At 70.9% G+C, this 17138-nt stretch carries 18 protein-coding genes; 11 read left to right on the forward strand and 7 right to left on the reverse strand.

All coding sequences use genetic code 11. The features are described 5' to 3' along the window. Positions 1 to 55 precede the first annotated feature (55 nt). The 4 genes from AB0C26_RS42825 (at position 56) to AB0C26_RS42840 (ending at position 2466) form a co-directional block, all read left to right on the forward strand. Positions 56 to 517, forward strand: a complete 462-nt coding sequence (locus AB0C26_RS42825; RefSeq protein WP_360260010.1) for a sigma factor-like helix-turn-helix DNA-binding protein — start codon at positions 56 to 58, stop codon at positions 515 to 517. Next, positions 514 to 1344, forward strand: coding sequence for a hypothetical protein (locus AB0C26_RS42830; protein WP_360260013.1), 831 nt, complete (start codon positions 514 to 516; stop codon positions 1342 to 1344). Before AB0C26_RS42825 ends, AB0C26_RS42830 begins: the two co-directional genes overlap by 4 nt. 186 nt (positions 1345 to 1530) lie before the next feature. Next, the gene (locus AB0C26_RS42835) at positions 1531 to 1710 is read left to right on the forward strand and encodes a hypothetical protein (RefSeq protein ID WP_360260015.1); all 180 of its coding nucleotides are present in this window, start codon (positions 1531 to 1533) and stop codon (positions 1708 to 1710) included. 12 nt (positions 1711 to 1722) lie between these two features. Continuing rightward, entirely contained in the window at positions 1723 to 2466 is a 744-nt protein-coding gene (locus AB0C26_RS42840; protein ID WP_360260018.1) for a maleylpyruvate isomerase family mycothiol-dependent enzyme, read from the forward strand. Positions 2467 to 2519: 53 nt separating this feature from the next. Here the strand turns inward: AB0C26_RS42840 and AB0C26_RS42845 are convergent, their stop codons facing one another. Continuing rightward, positions 2520 to 3188, reverse strand: coding sequence for a Tat pathway signal sequence domain protein (locus tag AB0C26_RS42845; RefSeq protein WP_360260020.1), 669 nt, complete (start codon positions 3186 to 3188; stop codon positions 2520 to 2522). A gap of 230 nt (positions 3189 to 3418) precedes the next feature. Here AB0C26_RS42845 and AB0C26_RS42850 point away from each other — a divergent pair, with 230 nt between their 5' ends. Both AB0C26_RS42850 and AB0C26_RS42855 read left to right on the forward strand, forming a co-directional pair. Continuing rightward, complete coding sequence (locus tag AB0C26_RS42850) at positions 3419 to 4051, forward strand: DUF6230 family protein (RefSeq protein ID WP_360260022.1); 633 nt, start codon at positions 3419 to 3421, stop codon at positions 4049 to 4051. A 2-nt stretch (positions 4052 to 4053) separates the two neighbouring features. Further along, the gene (locus AB0C26_RS42855) at positions 4054 to 4665 is read left to right on the forward strand and encodes a DUF6114 domain-containing protein (protein WP_360260025.1); all 612 of its coding nucleotides are present in this window, start codon (positions 4054 to 4056) and stop codon (positions 4663 to 4665) included. Positions 4666 to 5110: 445 nt separating this feature from the next. Here AB0C26_RS42855 and AB0C26_RS42860 read toward each other — a convergent pair whose 3' ends face one another. Beyond that, the gene (locus tag AB0C26_RS42860; RefSeq protein WP_360260028.1) at positions 5111 to 6151 is read right to left on the reverse strand and encodes a DNA topoisomerase IB; all 1041 of its coding nucleotides are present in this window, start codon (positions 6149 to 6151) and stop codon (positions 5111 to 5113) included. A gap of 139 nt (positions 6152 to 6290) precedes the next feature. On the opposite strand from AB0C26_RS42860, the gene AB0C26_RS42865 reads away from it, so the two are divergent. Together AB0C26_RS42865 and AB0C26_RS42870 are read left to right on the forward strand one after the other, a co-directional pair. Next, on the forward strand, positions 6291 to 8198 hold the full coding sequence (locus AB0C26_RS42865; RefSeq protein WP_360260030.1) for a potassium transporter Kup: 1908 nt from the start codon (positions 6291 to 6293) through the stop codon (positions 8196 to 8198). Further along, positions 8198 to 8869, forward strand: a complete 672-nt coding sequence (locus AB0C26_RS42870) for an HAD hydrolase-like protein (RefSeq protein WP_360260032.1) — start codon at positions 8198 to 8200, stop codon at positions 8867 to 8869. Before AB0C26_RS42865 ends, AB0C26_RS42870 begins: the two co-directional genes overlap by 1 nt. Here AB0C26_RS42870 and AB0C26_RS42875 read toward each other — a convergent pair. From AB0C26_RS42875 to AB0C26_RS42885, 3 genes are all read right to left on the reverse strand, one after another. After that, positions 8856 to 9173 (reverse strand): STAS domain-containing protein, encoded by a 318-nt coding sequence (locus AB0C26_RS42875; RefSeq protein WP_360260034.1) that lies wholly within the window; start codon positions 9171 to 9173, stop codon positions 8856 to 8858. The genes AB0C26_RS42870 and AB0C26_RS42875 overlap by 14 nt on opposite strands. Then, positions 9170 to 9595 (reverse strand): ATP-binding protein, encoded by a 426-nt coding sequence (locus AB0C26_RS42880; protein ID WP_360260037.1) that lies wholly within the window; start codon positions 9593 to 9595, stop codon positions 9170 to 9172. The genes AB0C26_RS42875 and AB0C26_RS42880 overlap by 4 nt, the downstream gene beginning before the upstream one ends. Before the next feature lie 80 nt (positions 9596 to 9675). Continuing rightward, the gene (locus AB0C26_RS42885) at positions 9676 to 10608 is read right to left on the reverse strand and encodes a DUF808 domain-containing protein (RefSeq protein WP_360260040.1); all 933 of its coding nucleotides are present in this window, start codon (positions 10606 to 10608) and stop codon (positions 9676 to 9678) included. Between the two features lie 302 nt (positions 10609 to 10910). Between AB0C26_RS42885 and AB0C26_RS42890 the strand changes: the two genes are divergently transcribed. Together AB0C26_RS42890 and AB0C26_RS42895 are read left to right on the forward strand one after the other, a co-directional pair. Next, positions 10911 to 11216, forward strand: coding sequence for an STAS domain-containing protein (locus tag AB0C26_RS42890; protein ID WP_360260043.1), 306 nt, complete (start codon positions 10911 to 10913; stop codon positions 11214 to 11216). A 63-nt stretch (positions 11217 to 11279) separates the two neighbouring features. Continuing rightward, positions 11280 to 11657: an ATP-binding protein gene (locus tag AB0C26_RS42895; protein WP_360260045.1), complete on the forward strand. Its 378-nt coding sequence runs from the start codon at positions 11280 to 11282 to the stop codon at positions 11655 to 11657. Here AB0C26_RS42895 and AB0C26_RS42900 read toward each other — a convergent pair. Both AB0C26_RS42900 and AB0C26_RS42905 read right to left on the reverse strand, forming a co-directional pair. Next, a complete protein-coding gene (locus AB0C26_RS42900) occupies positions 11638 to 11937 on the reverse strand; it encodes an STAS domain-containing protein (protein ID WP_360260048.1) in 300 nt (99 codons plus the stop codon). The genes AB0C26_RS42895 and AB0C26_RS42900 overlap by 20 nt on opposite strands. Continuing rightward, positions 11934 to 15944: a SpoIIE family protein phosphatase gene (locus tag AB0C26_RS42905; RefSeq protein WP_360260050.1), complete on the reverse strand. Its 4011-nt coding sequence runs from the start codon at positions 15942 to 15944 to the stop codon at positions 11934 to 11936. The genes AB0C26_RS42900 and AB0C26_RS42905 overlap by 4 nt, the downstream gene beginning before the upstream one ends. Positions 15945 to 16233: 289 nt before the next feature. Between AB0C26_RS42905 and AB0C26_RS42910 the strand changes: the two genes are divergently transcribed. Further along, a complete protein-coding gene (locus AB0C26_RS42910; protein WP_360260076.1) occupies positions 16234 to 16893 on the forward strand; it encodes a SigB/SigF/SigG family RNA polymerase sigma factor in 660 nt (219 codons plus the stop codon). Positions 16894 to 17138: the final 245 nt, after the last annotated feature.

Consider the following 17138-nt stretch of genomic DNA (forward strand, 5'->3'; position numbering starts at 1 on the left):
CGAAAATCTTTCCGGGCGGACTGCACAGCGGCGCCGCGAGGCCCGTCCTAGTGGCGTGACCTTCGAGCAATTCGCGATGGCCCGGCTGCCCAGTCTCCTGCGCTTCACGGTCGTCCTCTCCGGCGACCGCGACCTCGCCCAGGACATTGTGCAGGAGGTGCTGGCCCGGGTCCAGGCCCGCTGGCGGCGGATCAGCGGGACCGAAGACCTGGAGGCGTACGTCCGGCGCATGGTGCTCGACGAGTACCTGTCCTGGCGGCGCTTCTGGTCGGTCCGCCGGCTGCGGCACGTCCAGGGCAGCGTCCCCGGCGATCTGTGGCAGCGCCTGGCCGGCCTCGGCCGCAAGCAGCGGGCCGTGCTGGTGCTGCGCTACTACGAGCAGCTGGACGACGGCCAGATCGCCGACTGGCTGGGCAGCTCCCGGCCGGCCGTGCGGGGCCTCGCGACGAAGTCGCTGAAAGCGCTCCGGCTGGAGCCGGAGCTGACCGAACGCATTCCCGCCGAGGAGAAGTCGTGACTGAGCAGCACCCCGACCAGCTGCGTGAGGTATTCGCGGAGCACGAGAACAACACCGGAGACCCCGCCGCCGTCTACGCCCGCGTGGTCGAGCTCTCCGGCCGCTACAAGCGCCGCCGGCGGGGCGCCCAGATCGCGGCGGGCGGCGTGCTCGGCGCCGGCCTGATCGCCGGCGCGGTGAACCTGCCGGCCTTCCTGCCGGGCAGCTCGGGGGCCACGACGGCCGCCATTCCGGTCGCCGCCGCCCCGGCCGTCTCGGCGTCGTCCGCGCCGAGCGACGAGGAGCTGCAGAAGCGCTGGGAGGCGTACGCCGCTGCCGGCTACGGCCTCGGTGACGCCGAGAAGCTGGCCAAGATCTGGCGGCTGCGCGACACGTCGGCCGTCAAGGCCGAGGCCGGCCGCCGTCTGCTGCTGGGCGAGACCCTGCCGGTCGGGCCGCACCAGGACGTCGTGCCGTCCGACCCGGCCACCTCGCCCGAGCAGGACAAGCAGTACGCGGCGTTCTTCGACGCCGGCTACGTGTGGGCCGACGCCGAGAGGCTGGCCACGATCTGGCACCTGAGCGACCCGCCGGCGGCCAAGCTCGAGGCCGGCAAGCGCCTGCTGGCCGGGCAGGACCTGCCGGTCAAGCCCAAGCCGGCCAACGTCGAGGCGGCCAAGGAGCAGAAGGACGACATCAAGCGGGTCGACACCTTCTTCGCCAGGGGCTACGACGGCCAGGACGCGGCCAAGCTGGCCGAGCTGTGGAATCTGCCGAACCCGTTCGCGGCCAAGATCGAGGCCGGCAAGCGGCTGCTGGCCGGGCAGACCCTGCCGATTCAGCCCTGACCGCTCGGGGGCCCGGTACCCGGTGCCGGGCCCGCGAGGGGAAGTAGGGTGATCCCGCCGCCTGTTCCGGCGGCTCGCCCTCGTGCCGGGGGCGTCGACCGGGCCCGAGCTGGCGGCGGTGCTGGCCGAGGAGCCGCTGCTGACCACCGAGGACTGCGCCGGCGCCAGGGCGAGAACGTGGGCGCGATGGTCCGTGCCCTGACCCGGCGGGCCGCCATCCACGTCGAGCTGGGCGACCTCGAGGCGGCCCGGGCCGACATGGCCGCTTTCGTGAAGCTCCGGGACCGCGCCGGCGAGCAGGTGACCGAGCCCGGCCCCGTCCGCGACCGCATCGAAGCGGTGTACGCGGCGCTGGACGGCGGCTGAGATGATCATGGCATGCGCATCGAGGACTATCTTGACACTCTCCGCCGCGACGGCGAGCTCGTGGCCGAGGCCGCCGGGCGGACCGGGCTGGACGCCGTGGTGCCGGCCTGCCCCGGGTGGCAGGTCCGGGACGTGCTGCTGCACCTCGGCGGCGTGCACCGGTGGGCCGCGGCCCACGTCGCGGACCGCCTCGAGCGCCCCAGCGGCGAGGAGGGGTTCTTCACCCGCGTCGGCGACGAGGCGCTGATCGACTGGTTCCGGTCCGGGCACAGCGCCCTGGTCAGCACGCTGGCCGGCGCCGACCCCGAGCTCACCTGCTGGAGTTTCATGCCGGCGCCGTCGCCGCTGGCCTTCTGGGCGCGCCGGCAGGCGCACGAGACGGCCGTGCACCGCGCCGACGTCGAGTCCGCGGACGGGGCCACACCGGCCTGGGCGCCGGCGTTCGCGGTCGACGGCGTCGAGGAGCTGTTGCGCGGGTTCTTCGGCCGGGGACCCGAACGGATGGCCTGCGAGCCGCCGGTCACCATCGCGCTGACGGCCACCGACGCCGAGGCGGCGTGGACCCTTCGGATGGACGCCGGCGGATTGCACGTGGCCGACGGCGCCGCACCGGCCACCACCCTGACCCTGTCCGGGGCCGCCACCGACCTGTACCTGTTGCTGTGGAACCGGGGTGGGCCGGACCAGCTCGCCGTCGACGGTGACCTCGGCGCCCTGGACGCGTGGCGGAGCCGGGCCACGGTCTCGTGGAGCTGACCAGCCCGCCCGCCGGGCGCATTTCGGGTGCCCGGCGAGCGTGCTGATCACCTTCAGTTGGTGAAGACGGCCGGCGTGCCCTCGACGGAGCTGTCCAGGACCGGCGCGTAGCGGGCGGTGAAGAAGCCGCTGCCCGGGCAGGTGACCGGGCCGGAGAACTTCGCGAACGCCTGCTGGGTGAAGGTGATCGAGTTGTCGTCGTTGGCCGACACGCCGGTGATGGCGTTGCCGGTGGCGCGGTAGACGCAGGTGACCGAGCCGAGGATGGTGCCCAGGCTCAGCGTGGTCTGGATCGGGGCGGCGTCGGTGCCGCTCACGGTGACGGCGCCGGTGGCGCTGTCGACAGTGGTGGCGAACGGCGTGTTGTTCACCGTCACGCTGTTCACCCGGGTGACGCCGAAGATGTTCGCGGTACAGCCGGCGAACGTGTGCGAGGTGACCGACTCGCCGGCGACGCCCGGCGCCTCGGGGTTGTCCACGACAGTGGCCGTGAAGGCCGACTGGGCGCATTTGATGCCGGTGCTCCCGCCGGCCGTGGTGGTGAAGTCGGCGGTGGTGCCGGTGGCGACCGAGGCGGTCAGCACATCGCCGACGGCGACGGCGGTGCCGCCGGCCGCCTCGACGGTCAGCACGGCCGGGGCGTCGGCCAGGGCCGGGGTGGCGCCCAGGCCCACGGAGGCCGCGACCGCGGTGATCACGAAGATGGTTCGGTACGCGCGCATGGCTTCTCTCCTCATAGTCCGGATAAGCGCAGGTACCGACGTTGACGCTCGACTTGTCGGTTTATAGACCCGGCCGGACGTAACGTCAAGGCAACTTCGGCGTAACAAAGCACGACCTGCGATCCGCGGCCGTACGACTTGACCGCTCCGCTACCCGGGAGTAACTTCGGCCAAATCGACATTGACGCTCGACGATATTGAATCGCGATTTGTCGATCTAGGAGTTGCCCATGAGAACGTTGCCAGTGAAAACTCGTCGGGAAACAAGCTGGAAGCGCTTCGGCGCCATGTTCGGCATCACCGCGGCGATGGCCGCCGGGCTGGTGGCGCTGACCGCGCAGGGCGTCCTGGCCGCCAACTTCTCGATCTCCGGAATGCCCTTCACGGTCACCGCGACCCAGCTTGAGGGCACCGGATTCGAGCAGTTCGCGGCGCTGGACAACATGATCGAGGACAGTCCCAACGCCGGTGACACCGGCGGCCAGGTGGTCGTCATCGTCTCGGCCATCGACAAGGCGGAATTGACCAAGCTCTGCCAGAGCGTCTCCCTCGGCGGCATGCATTTGAAAATCACCGCCGGCGACGCCGGTACGCCGGTCAAGGCCGACAGCCTGGTCGTCGACTCGGACCAGATCTCCGGCGAGGCCGACTTCAAGAACATCGATATCGGCCAGGACGCGAGCACCTTCGACAAGGTGAACGACCGGCGCAACGGCGGAAAGATCACCGGCGGCGCGGGCGTTTTCGGACAGCAGGCCGACACCGTGACCATCGCGAACCTGCGGCAGAACAACTACGCCACCACGGCGGCCCGGTTCACCCTGCCGCACCTGCGCATGGCCTTCACCGGCGACGGCTGCTGACGATGGGCGGGCGGTCGTCCTTCTCCCGATGGCGGCACGCCCGCCCCTTCTGGGGCGGCCTGCTCGTCACCCTGGCCGGCGCGGAGATCCTGATCTCGGTGAAGGCCCCCCTGCCGGTGGTCGTCCACGTCGGCATGCAGGGCCTGGCCGGCTTCCTGGTCCCGATGATCCTGCTGCTCTGCGGCATCCTGCTGCTGGTCAGCCCGGCCCAGCGCCTGTTCTACTCGCTGGTCGCGGCCGCCCTGAGCCTGGGCTCCTGGCTGACCTCGAACCTGGGCGGCTTCATCGTCGGCATGCTGCTCGGCCTGGTCGGCAGCGCCCTGGCCTTCGCCTGGAGCCCCCGCCCGGAAACCACCGAAGCCCTGGCCCCACCACCAGAACCCGAAGCCCACCCCGCGGCCTGGCCCCTTTCGGACGAAGCTTCCGCCCAGGGGAATCCCGCCGAGGCTCACGAGACCCTTGCCATGGCGCCCGACGACCTCGGTCCTCCGAACGATTCCCCGCCCTCACCGAACGACGACCCGGTGAGTCCGGCTCCCACCCCGCCGGAAAACCCATCCCGACCAGCCGGGCCCTCCACCACCATCGGCCCAAGGCATCGCAGCGCCGGCTGAGCGGCCGCGCCGGGTTGGTTCGCTGCCGGGCCGGTTGGGTCGCTGTCCCGGCGTACGGCAACCACGCCGCCTGGTTTCCGGAAGGCGGCCGGGAGCCTTCTCCGGGTGCTGGAAGTCAGGGCGCCTTTCGAGTCCGGCCCAAGCGCCGGTTCGGTGGTGGAGCCGGCCGCCCAGGTGCGGGTCGAGGTTCGGCGCTTGACGGCCGGAGGCTCTGACGTGTCCGGGAGGGCGTGGCGGTCTTGACGAGGCCGGCTCTATCGGGGATGAAGCCCCATGCGCGTCGGCCGGAGGCTCCGCCGTTTCGGCCGAAGGCGTCCGGTCGCGGCAAGTCCTGGCCCGCGGCGCGCTGAGTGGAACCCGGCGGAGCGGTTGATCGTCCGCGAGTCGCCCCGGATATACCGGTCGAAAGCGTCACAGGCGTTGGCTCGGAGCCGTCGTGACGTGGTCAGGGCTCCGGCCGATGGGGCGGGGTGCCGGTGCTGATCAGGTGGGCGGCCGCGGTCTGTACGGCCGGGTCCCGCCACACCACCGAGAGGCGGTTGTCGCCCAGGCGGGTGGCGGCTTCGGTGACCGCCGGTGCGATGGTGCGGCCCTGCGTGAAGGCGGTCAGTACGGCCGGGTGGATGTAGGAGGCGCGTGCCACGGCGGGGGTGTTGCCGAGCAGGGTGCTGGTGGCCCGTACGGCAGCCAAGGTCGTCGATTGTGCCTTTTGGCCGTGGTGGGCCCCGCCCAGGGCGGCCGCGGCCAGGACGGTGCCGGCCCAGGTGCGGAACTGCTTGGCGGTGGCGTCAATGCCGGTGTGGGTGTGGATGTACGCGTTGACGTGTGTGCTGTGTACGGGCTGCCAGGCGCCGTCGGGGCGTTGCCAGGCCAGGAACTCGGGGCCGATGTCGTCGCGGGCTATCAGGTGGCGCACCCAGGCGGCCACGGCCGGGTCGGTCACCTCGACGACGCGATGTTTGTGCTCCTTGGCTGTGTAGTCGAAGTGCACCGCGGCGCGGCTGACTTTGACGTGGTCGCGGTGGAGGGTGGTCAGGCCGTACGTCTCGTTGTCGCGGGCGTAACGCTCCGAGCCGACCCGGAAGAAGCCCAGGTCCAGCAGGCGGGCGGCGATGCTGAGCACCCGGTCACGGTCGAGGCGGCGGCGGCCGCGCGGGCCCGCGCCCAGCTCGGCGCCGACGTGGTCGCGGAGCCGGGGGAGGGCGCCGGCGAAGTCCGGCAGGTGGGCGAACTTGTCGGAGGCGCGGGCCTCGGTCCACGCCGTGCTGTAGCGGTACTGGGTGCGGCCGGCCGCGTCGGTGCCGACGGCCTGGACCTTCGCCTCGGGGTCGGCCGCGACCCAGACGTCGTGCCAGGCGGGTGGCAGCTTCAGGGCGTGGATCCGGGCCAGGGTGGCGGCCTCGGTGACCGGGCGCCCGCCGGTGCCGGTGTAGCGGCCGGCCGGGTCGCGGCGGTAGCCGGGCGGCCGGGGATGATCGTCGGTCACTACGTAAGTGTTGCTCGGAGGAACTGACCCAGGTTCCTAGGATGCTTCACGCGCTGCGAGGGGTGTCACGATTCGAGGTGGGCGGGCGGTCGTGACCGGTATCGTCGCGCTCGGTATCACCGGTCCTGAGGAGCGTTCCGTGTCCGCTACTTCCCATGACAGCGCACGGCTCGCGATTGTGATCGGTGCGCTCGGAGTGGTGTTCGGCGACATCGGCACGAGCCCGATCTACACGCTGCAGACCGTTTTCAATCCTGAGGACCCGCACCCGGTTCCGGTCAGTGCGGACAACGTGTACGGCGTGGTGTCGCTGATCTTCTGGTCCGTGATGATCATCGTGACCGTCACCTACGTACTGCTGGCGCTGCGCGTCGACAACGACGGCGAGGGCGGCATTCTGGCCCTCATCGCGCTGCTCCGCCGCAGTGCCGCTCAGCAGGGGCGCAAGGCGGCCGTGATCCTGGCCGGGCTGGGCATCTTCGGCGCGTCGCTGTTCTTCGGCGACAGCATGATCACGCCGGCCATCTCGGTGTTGTCGGCGGTCGAGGGTGTCAAGACGGTCGAGCCGTCGCTGGGGGAGGCGGTCGTGCCGATCACCGCCGTCATCATCGTCGTGCTGTTTCTGGTGCAGCGGCGGGGTACGGCCGCGGTCGGCCGGGTCTTCGGTCCCGTCATGATCGTCTGGTTCACCGTCATCGGCGGGTTCGGTGTGGCCGGGGTCGTCGAGAACCCCGCGATCCTCAAGGCGCTGTCACCCACGTACGCCATGGGCTTCCTGGCCGGGCACTTCCACATCGCCTTCTTCGCGCTGGCCGCGATCGTGCTCGCGGTGACCGGCGCCGAGGCCCTGTACGCGGACATGGGCCACTTCGGGCGGAAGGCCATCACCCGGGGCTGGCTGTTCCTGGTGCTGCCCGCCCTCACGCTCAGCTACCTGGGGCAGGGCGCCCTGGTGCTCGAGGACCCGGCCAACATCAGCAGCCCGTTCTTCCTGCTGGTGCCCGAGTGGGGCCGGCTGCCGCTGGTGCTGCTGGCCACGGCGGCGACGGTCATCGCCTCGCAGGCGGTGATCACCGGGGCGTATTCGGTGGCCTCGCAGGCGGCGCAGCTCGGCTACCTTCCGCGGCTGCGGATCGCGCACACGTCGGAGTCGTCGGTCGGGCAGATCTACGTGCCGTGGATCAACTGGCTGCTGATGGTCACGGTGCTCACCCTGGTCTTCGCGTTCCGCAGCTCGGCGGCGCTGGCTTACGCGTACGGCATGGCCGCCACCGGCACCATCACCATCACCACGCTGCTGTTCTTCTATGTGGCCGGTACCCGGCGGGCGGCGCCGCTGTGGCTGATCGGGGCCGGCGCCGCCGTCCTGCTGGCCGTGGACCTGCTGTTCGTCGGGGCCAACCTCACCAAGCTGGCGCACGGCGCGTGGCTGCCGCTGCTGATCGCGCTGACCGCGTTCACGCTGATGACCACCTGGCAGGCGGGCCGGCGCATCGTCACGGCCGAGCGCAACCGGCGGGAGGGCTCGCTCAAGGAGTTCATCGCCGACCTGCACGAGAACCGGTCGAAGACCCAGACGGTGCCCGGTACGGCGGTCTTCCTGAACCGGGGCAAGCTGACCGCGCCGCTGGCCATGCGGGCGAACGTCGAGCACAACCACGTCCGCCACGAGCACGTCATCATCATGTCGCTGGAGACGCAGACGATCCCGCGGGTGGCCCCGGAGAACCGGATCACCATCGACGACCTGGGGTACGCCGACGACGGCATCGTGCATGTGATCGCCCGCTTCGGCTACATGGAGACGCCGGACGTGCCGGCCGCGCTGCGCCTGCTGGAGCCGGGCACGACCGAGGGTGACCTCCAGCTCGACCAGGCCTCGTACTTCCTGTCGAAGATCGAGCTGCGGATCGGCCGTACGCCGACGATGGCGACCTGGCGTAAACGCCTGTTCGTGGCCACGTCGTACATCACCGCCGACGCCGCCGAGTATTTCAGCCTGCCCCGCGACCGCACGGTCATCATGGGCTCCCACATCGAGGTGTGATGATCGAAGCAGTGATCGTGGACGTGGACGACACCCTGTGCCTGACCGAGGCCGCCTCGTTCGAGCTGGAGAACGAGGTTCTGGCGCGTCTCGGGCGCCCGCCCATGGCGCGGGCGGTGCACCTGGCGACGTGGGGTGAGACGCTGTTGGACGCCATGCCGCACCGGTCGCCGGGGGTGGATCTGGAGCGGTTCGCGGAGCTGTTCCCGGTGCTGCACCAGCGGTATCTGGCCGAGGGGCGGCTCGACGTCATCCCGCCGGAGAATCTGGCCGCGCTGGACCGGCTGGTCGAGCGGGGGCGCACGGTCATGATGCTGACCTCGCGGACCGAGGCCGAGGTACGCCATCTGCTCGAGCCGGACCACGTGCTGGCCGGCCGGGTCACCGCCGCCTACCACCAGGGCAACACGCGGTTTCGCAAGCCGGATCCGCGGGTGTTCGACGAACTGCTCGCCGAGACGGGGCTCGAGCCCGGGCAGTGCGTGTACGTGGGTGACTCGCCGGGCGACGCGGTGGCCGCCGGGGGAGCGGGCATCCGGTTCGTCGCCTGCCTGCAGAGTGGCGTGCGCCGCCTCGACGAGTTCGACCCGCGTTACGTGACCGCGTCGGTGGACACGTTCGCGGAGATCCCCGAGGTCATCGAGGCGACGGCGGCCGTCATCCGGAGCTGAGCATCGTCAGCGGGCCGAGCAGCCCGGCGATCTCCAGGGTGCGCCGGGTGATGCCGACCGGGTTGTGCACGGCGAAGGCGGCGCCATGGCGGTGGGCGGTGTCGCGGGCGCGGACGAGGGCGTGGATGCCGGAGGAGTCGCAGAAGTTCACGCCGGTGACGTCGACGATCAGCCGGTGCGGGCGCGTGTCGACCAGGGTCCGGGCGACCTGGTCGTCCAATGTGCCGGCGGTGCCCATGTCGAGGGCGCCGTCGAGCTCGAGCCGGGTCTGACCGCCGGTGTCGCGGTGGGCGGTGATTATCATGCCGTCTCCGTACGGCTGGTGCCGCCCGCTGTGACTCCCTCGCCGGGACACGGCAGTAGTTCCGCCCGGACTCTCTTGCCACCCTCGTACGACTCCACGAACCAGCGCGTGGTGAGCGCGTTGATGATGGCGAGGCCGAGCCCGCCGGTGCCGTCGGGCTCGCGCCGCCGCGGCACGACCGACGAGCCGTCGGCCACCGAGACGATCGCCTGCCGTCCGTACGCCTCCACGTCGACCACGACCTCGCCGCCGCCGTGCCGGACGGCGTTGCTCACCAGTTCGCTGAGCACCGTCATGGCCGCGTCGAGCCAGTCGCTGTCGCGGAGCCCCCAGGAGCCGAGCACCGCGGCCACCGCGGCGCGCGCGAACGACGGGGCCGTGTTGTCCAGGGGCAGGTCGAAGTGGGCCGTCAATGTACTCATCGGGGCAAAGTCACCGCCTCGCTCTCTCATCCCCGCCGACTTCGCTGACGGCCCAGGCTAGTTCCCCACCGGTACGTGGGTTATGCATGCCCCCGGGTTTTACGGCGGTGCAGGGTGAAGGTCACGACCACGACGATCGCGGCGCCGACGATCAGGCCGAGGATCGCGCTGGCCACGGTGTTGGCGAGCCAGCCGACGACGCCGCCGAGGGCGCCGGTGGCGTCGTGCGCGGCCTCCTCGAGGTGGTGCACCCACTCGTAGAGGAAGTGCAGGCCGAGTTCGTCGGTGCCGACCAGGAGGATGTGGCCGCCGACCCAGAGCATGGCGGCCGTGCCGATCACGGTGAGTGCGGTGAGGACCTTGGGCATCGCGTTCACCAGGCCCCGGCCGAAGCCGGCGATGGCGCCGGGCAGCTGCGACAGGCGCAGGCCGGCGTCGTCCATCTTCACGATGAGGCCGACGGCGCCGTACACCAGCACGGTCATGATCAGCGCGACCACGGCCAGGATGGCCAGGCGACTCCAGAACGGCTCGTCGATGACCTCGTTGAGGGTGATGACCATGATCTCGGCGGACAGGATCAGATCGGTGCGCACGGCGCCGGAGATCAGCGACTTCTCGTCCGTGGCCGTCTCGTCGCCGCCGTGCGCGTCGTGGTGGGCGATCTTCGCCCAGACCTTTTCCGCGCCCTCGAAGCACAGGTAGGCGCCGCCGAGCATGAGGATCGGGGTGAGCAGCCACGGCACGAACTGGCTGAGCAGCAGGATCGCGGGCAGGATGATCAGGAACTTGTTGCGCAGCGACCCCAGCGCGATGCGCTTGATGATGGGCAGCTCACGGTCGGCGGCCAGGCCCCGCACGTATTGCGGGGTGACGGCGGCGTCGTCGATGACGACCCCCGCGGCCTTGGCGCCGGCTTTCGCCGCGGCGGCGCCGACGTCGTCGAGGGAGGCGGCGGCGGCGCGGGCCAGCACCGCCACGTCGTCCAGCAGGGCTACGAGTCCTCCGGCCAAGGAACAGTCCTCTCTGGGTCGAACCTGAGTGAGTGCGCGCTCATTGTTCCCCAGAACGCCGCGAGTCATGTCACTGGCCTCAAGGTGATGGGCGCAGAGGGGTTCGCGGGTTAGGGTGGTGACTATCCGCATTGCGTCGGGTTCTGCGGCCTTTTCGCCAGGCTCTCCTCTCAGCACCGTCATGCGCGACGGTCTGCACGAAACGATCTCTGTGATCGGTAGAGCCATCGAGGGGGTGTGTTATGTCTTTCCGTTACCCCGAGAACGGTCGATGTAGCCATGACGAGCGGGACCAGCTCGTCATGGAGAGGCGCGGCGGCGAGGGTGTCGACACCGTGGTCGTGCTGTCCGGCGAGATCGACATGGACAACTCGAACCAGGTGCGGCAGTTCCTCGACGACGTGCTTCAGCGTGAGCAGCCCCGCAGCCTGGTCGTCGAGATGGGCGAGGTGACGTTCCTCGGCTCGGCCGGCATCCACGCCCTCGTGCTCTGCCACTTCAACGCCGATCGGCTCGGCAGCCGCCTCGAGATCCACCACGTCCGTCCCCCGGTCCGCCAGGTGCTCGACATCTGCGGCGTGACCGACATGTTCCACATCGCGGCCTGACGTTTCCCGGCCCGGTGGCCTCGCCGGGTGTGCGCGAGGGCACGGCGGGTACAGAAGCCGGTCATGCACGCGATGCGGCTCCCGTTCGATCATCGGACCGACAGCGCCTCGCTGCGGCACGCCGCGCACGGCTGGCTGGCCGCGCGGCAGGCCGGCGAACTGGTCGAGGACACGCTGCTGGAGATCACCGAGCTGGTGCACAACGTCGTCCAGCACACCGGCGACGGCGGCGAGGTGACGTTGAGCCGCAACGGCGACGTGCTGGTGGAGGTCTTCGACAGCAGCCGCGAGCTGCCGCGGCTGCTCGGCCCGGACCCGCGGCGTCTCGGCGGGCGGGGCATGCTGCTGGTCGACGCGGTCAGCGACGACTGGGGCAGCCGGCTCACCGCGAACGGCAAGGTGGTCTGGGCCCGGCTCCCGGTCAGACCCGAACGGTCGTGACGTCGTCCAGGCCGACCACCGTCAACACCGGGGCCAGCAGCGCCGAGGCGACCAGCCGGACCCGGTCGAGGTGCGGGAAGACGACGGCCAGGCCGGCGCTGTCGATGTAGCCGACCTGGGTGAGGTCGACGACGACCGGCGCCGCGCCCGCCTCGGCCAGGGCGCCGTCCAGGGCCGTGGAGAACTCGGCGGCGTTACTCATGTCGATCTCGCCGGCCGCGGACAGGACGAGGCTGCCGTCCGGGTCCTGGGCGGTGGCGAAGCTCAATACGGTGCTCATCCCGGGATCCTCGTTTGCAGTCCGACGACGGTGCCGGTCGCGCCGGTCGTCACTGTCACTTCGGTCATCAGCGCCCGCATCAGGGCCAGGCCGCGGCCCCGGTGCGGATTCTCGGCCGGCCGCGGTGTCTTCCAGCGGCCGCTGTCGGTGACGGTCAGCCGCAGGTAGTCGGCGGTCGCCGTGGCGATCAGGCGGATCCGGCCGGCCGGGCCGTGCCGGTGGCCGTGCTCGATCGCGTTGGCGCACGCCTCGCCCGCCGCCACCAGCACGTTCTGGGTGGTGGTGGGGTCGATGCCGGCCCGGGCCAGCCAGCCCCGCAGGGCCGAGCGCACCGGGGCGAGCCGGGTCGACTCGGCCTCGAAGTCCAGCTCCAGCGGGCCGGGCTGCCGGTAGAGCAGCAGGGCCACGTCGTCGTCGTATCCGCCTTCGGGGGCCATGCTCTCCATCACCTCGGTGGCCAGGTCCTCGATCGAGGCGGCGCGTCCCCGCTGGACGGTGCCGGCGACCCGCTCGATGCCGGCGGTCAGCGGCCGGCGGCGGCGCTCGACCAGGCCGTCGGTGTAGAGCAGCAGGGTGGCCCGGCTGGGCACGGTGTAGTGGGCCTCGGGGCGGCCGGCCGGGGTGCGCACGCCCAGCGGGCGGGACCGGCCCTGGTCGAGCAGGTCGATCACGCCGTCCGGGTGGGTGACGACAGCGGGTGGGTGTCCCGCGCTGGCGTACGCCAGGTCGCCGGTGACCGGGTCGAGGACCCCGCAGAAGACGGTGGCGCACATGGCGCCGGGCAGTTGCACGGCGAACCGGTCGAGCGCGGTCAGCGTCTGGGCCGGATCGATGTTCTGCAGCAGCAGGGCCCGGCAGGCGCTGCGCAGCTGGCCCATCACCGTGGCCGCCTGCAAGCCGTGCCCGACGCAGTCGCCGACCACGATGCCGATCCGCTCGTCGGGCAGGGTGACCGTGTCGTACCAGTCGCCGCCGACCTTCAGCGGCCGCGTCGCGGGGGAATACCGCACGGCGAAACCGGCCGGCAGCTGGGCCGGGCCGAGAATGGCCCGCTGCAGGGCGAGCGCGGTCTCGCGCTGCTGGTCGATCTGGTGGAGGCGGTGCAGGCCCTGGCCGAGGTGGCCGGCGAGCAGCGCCAGCAGGGTCTGATCCTGCTCGGTGAACGGCCGGTTCTCGGCCAGATCCACCCACAGCGCCATCGTGCCGTTCGGGTGTTCCAGGGCGATGCCGGCGCCGCCGGCGCGCTCGGCGATCGGTGTGAGCGGTGCTTTGTCCCGTACCGAAGCAAGAATCTGCCGTTGCTGGTCGGTGAGCTCGTCCCAGCGGGGCTCGCCGTCGGTGGCGGTCACCGCCCGAACGCCGTCGCCGGTGAACACGGCCGCGTACACGCCGGTCGCCTGCCACAGGTCGCGCAGCTCCTCGAGCACGCCGCGCAGCGCCCCGGGCAGGCTCTCGGCCTGGGTGAGGCGCACGCTCAGCGCGGCCAGGGCGCTCTCCCGCTGCACCGCGTAGTGCTCGGCGGTGACGTCGCGGAAGGTGCCGACGATGACGCGCCGGCCCGAATCGGGATCGCGGACCTGGTTGAACGAGGCCGCCACCCACAGCACGTGCCCGTCGCGGTGCGAGACCGGGATCGTGTACGAGCCGCGCGGCTCATCAACCAGCATGGCGAACGCCTCGGCCACCTGCTGGTAGCCGTCGGGGTCCGACTCCCGGTCGGGCCACCACGGGTGCACCGGCCGATAGGGCAGCCCCTCCGGCCCGTACCCCAGAATGTCGGTGAACGTGGAGTTGATCTCGATGATCGCGCCGTCCTCGTCACAGACGAAGAACGCCTCCTGCAACGAGTCGATCAGGGCCGTGCGCCAGCGGGCGTGGTGATTGCGCAGACGGGCCAGTTCGACATTCGCCCGTACGCGGGCGAGCAGCTCCGCCGAGGAGAACGGCTTGACCAGATAGTCGTCGGCGCCCGCCTCCAGCCCCTCGATGGAGGCCTCCTGACCGGCCCGGGCCGACAGCAGCAGCACGGGCGTGCCGGCCGTCCGCGGATCGGCCCGCAACGCCGCCACCAGCTGAAGGCCGTCCAGCCGGGGCATCATGACGTCGCTGACGATCAGGTCGGGGTTGCGTACCCGGGCCACCTCCAGCGCGGCCTGCCCGTCGCCGACGGCCTCCACCGAATGCCCGGCCGAGCGCAGCAGCCGGGTCAGATAGTCGCGCATGTCGGCGTTGTCGTCGGCGATCAGCAGCCTGGCCCCGGCCACCTGTTTCGCGGGCGTCTCCTCGGCCTCGGCGCCGGGCAGCCAGCGCAGGGCCTCCTGGACGTACGGGTCGGCGCTGGCCGAGACGGTGCTGCCGGTCTTGGCGGGCACGAGGGCGCCGGCCGGCAGGTGCCCGGCGCCGAACCGCAGCCGGATGGTGAACGTGGTGCCCTTACCCACGACGCTGTCGGCCGTGATCGTGCCGCCGTGCTGCTCGACCAGCTCCTTGACCAGGGCCAGGCCGATGCCGCTGCCCTCGTTGGAGCGCGACTGCGCGTTCTCGATCCGGTGGAAACGCTCGAACAGCCGGGGGATCTCCTGCTCCGCCACACCGGCGCCGGTGTCGGACACGGTGATGACCGGCGCGCCGCCCTCGGTGCGCACGGCGACGCGGATACCGCCGGTGAAGGTGAACTTCAAGGCGTTGCTGAGCAGGTTGAGGATCACCTTCTCGTACATGCCGCGGTCCAGGTAGACCGGCTGGGCCAGCGGCGGGGTGTCCACCGTGAAGGTCAGACCGGCCCGCTGGACCGCCGACTCGAAGACGCTGGCCAGCTCGGCGGTGGCCGCGGCCAGGTCGACCGGCTCGAAGCGGGCCTGCATCCGGCCGGCCTCGATACGCGAGAAGTCGAGCAGCGTGTTGACCAGCTTGCCCAGGCGCAGCGCGTTGCGCTGGACGACGTCGAGCTCGGCCCGCACCTGATCGTCTGGGCCGGACCGGTCGAGCAGGTCCTCCACCGGGCCCATGATGAGCGTCAACGGCGTACGGAACTCGTGGCTGATGTTGGAGAAGAACGCGGTCTTGGCCCGGTCCAGCTCGGCCAGCTCCTCGGCCCGGCGCTGCTGAGCCTCGTAGCTGCGGGCGCTGGCGATACCGGCGGCGACATGACCGGCGGCGAGCTCGAGGAAACCGCGGTAGTTCTCGTCGAGGGCGCGGAACTTGTTGAGGCCGGCGACCATGAACCCGTACGGGGAACCGCCCTGCTGCAGCAGCGGCACGAGCAGAGCCTGGCCGACCTGCTCGGATTCGCCACGGGTCACCGCCTCGAGCGGCCACCCGTCCGGGAACCCCTCGGGCACCGTGCCGGTGGTGGCCGCGAGCCGTGGGGGGCCGTCCTCGGTGAACAGATAGATCCGGCTGAACGGCAGATCCTGCCGGTTACGGTCGAGCTGGGCGGCGGCGAAAGTGAGCATCTGCTGCTCGGTGCGGATCGCGCTGGGATCCGAGCCGAGGTCGCGCAGCGTCGCCATCCGGCGCTCGCCGAGGACCCGCTCGGTCTCCTCGCTGACCACGCACAGCATGCCGACCAGGTTGCCGTCGTCGTCGCGCAACGGGCTGTAGGAGAAGGTGTGGTAACTCTCCTCCGGGTAGCCGGAGCGCTCCACGAACAGCAGCAGCGCCTCGTCCCAGGTGGCCTGGCCGGTGGAGAGCACGGTCTCGATGCGCGGGCCGATGTCGTCCCAGATCTCGGCCCACACCTCGCTCGCCGGGCGGCCCAGCGCCCACGGGTACTTGCGGCCCAGCGTGTCCCGCCGGTAGGCGGCGTTGCAGAAGAAGGTCAGCTCCGGACCCCACGCCATCCACATCGGAAACCGCGAGGACAGCAGGATGCTGACCGCGGTGCGCAGACTCTGCGGCCATTGCTCCGGTGAACCCAGTGGGGTCGACTCCCATTCGACGGCGGCCAGGTCGTGACCGACCTCACCTCCGCCGGCGAACACCTCAGCCGCCGACGCGTTGCTCATCGCCTCGAAGTCTCCCCGGTCCGTACTTGCAGCTCAGCAAACATACTCACGCCGGCTCATCCCCCATCCGGCCGACCCGTCCTACCCGTTCGTCGTCGGTTGTCACCTGAAAAGATGAGTTTGGCCGAATGGTGATCGAGGGAAATGCTGGGCTGCGCCGGTACACGGACAGCCGGCCACCAGGAGAGGAGCTCGGTTCATGGCAGTCATCACCGCTTCGGCCCGTACCGCCGACGCCGGCAAGGTCTCGGAGACCAACGCGGACGGCGCCAGCGAGCTGATCACGGCGATGGCCGCGATGCCCGTCGGTCACCCGTCCCGCGCGGCCCTGCGCGACCGGGCGATCGAGGCCTGGCTGCCGCTGGCCCGTCACCTCGCGCAGCGCTACAGCGGCCGCGGCGAGCCCACCGACGACCTGGTCCAGACGGCGACGGTCGGCCTGATCAAGGCGGTCGACCGCTTCGACGCCGACCGCGGCGTCGACTTCGCGGGCTATGCCATCCCGACCATCATCGGCGAGATCAAGCGCCACTTCCGCGACCGTACGTGGTCGGTGCGCGTCCCGCGCCGCCTGCAGGAACTGCGGCTGGCCATCACCGAGGCGAACAACACGCTGACCCACTCGCTGGGGCGCGCGCCGACGGTGGCCGACATCGCGGTCCACCTGAACGTGACCGAGGAAGACGTCCTGGAAGGCCTGGAAGGGGCGCGGGCGTACAACGCGACGTCGCTGTCCACGCCGATCTCGGCCGACGGATCCACCGAACTGGGTGACACCCTGGGAGGCGAGGACAGCGAATTCGAGCTGGCCGAGACCCGGGTGGCGCTGGGGCCGGCGCTGGCCACGCTCGACGAGCGGGAGCAGAAGATCCTCACGCTCCGGTTCTACGGGAACCTGACCCAGTCGCAGATCGCCGAGCAGGTCGGTATCTCGCAGATGCACGTGTAGCGGTTGCTGACCAAGGCGCTGACCAAGCTTCGTAAGCAGCTGTCGACGGACGTTCTCTGATCGGGTTTGCTTCTTTGAGGCCCGCGTCCCGCTTGGGGGCGCGGGCTTTCTTGCGCTGGGACGGTTGAGGGCCGGGTGTGGCCGACCCTGTTCGGGATCCACATCGCGGCGCCGCCGGCGCGCGGTTCCCACCGGTCCAGGCGGCCGTCCCGGTCGTAGACCCAGAACCGCCGCCGGTCCGGCCG

The sequence above is a fragment of the Actinoplanes sp. NPDC048796 genome, from assembly GCF_040650035.1.
Classification (GTDB): Bacteria; Actinomycetota; Actinomycetes; order Mycobacteriales; family Micromonosporaceae; genus Actinoplanes.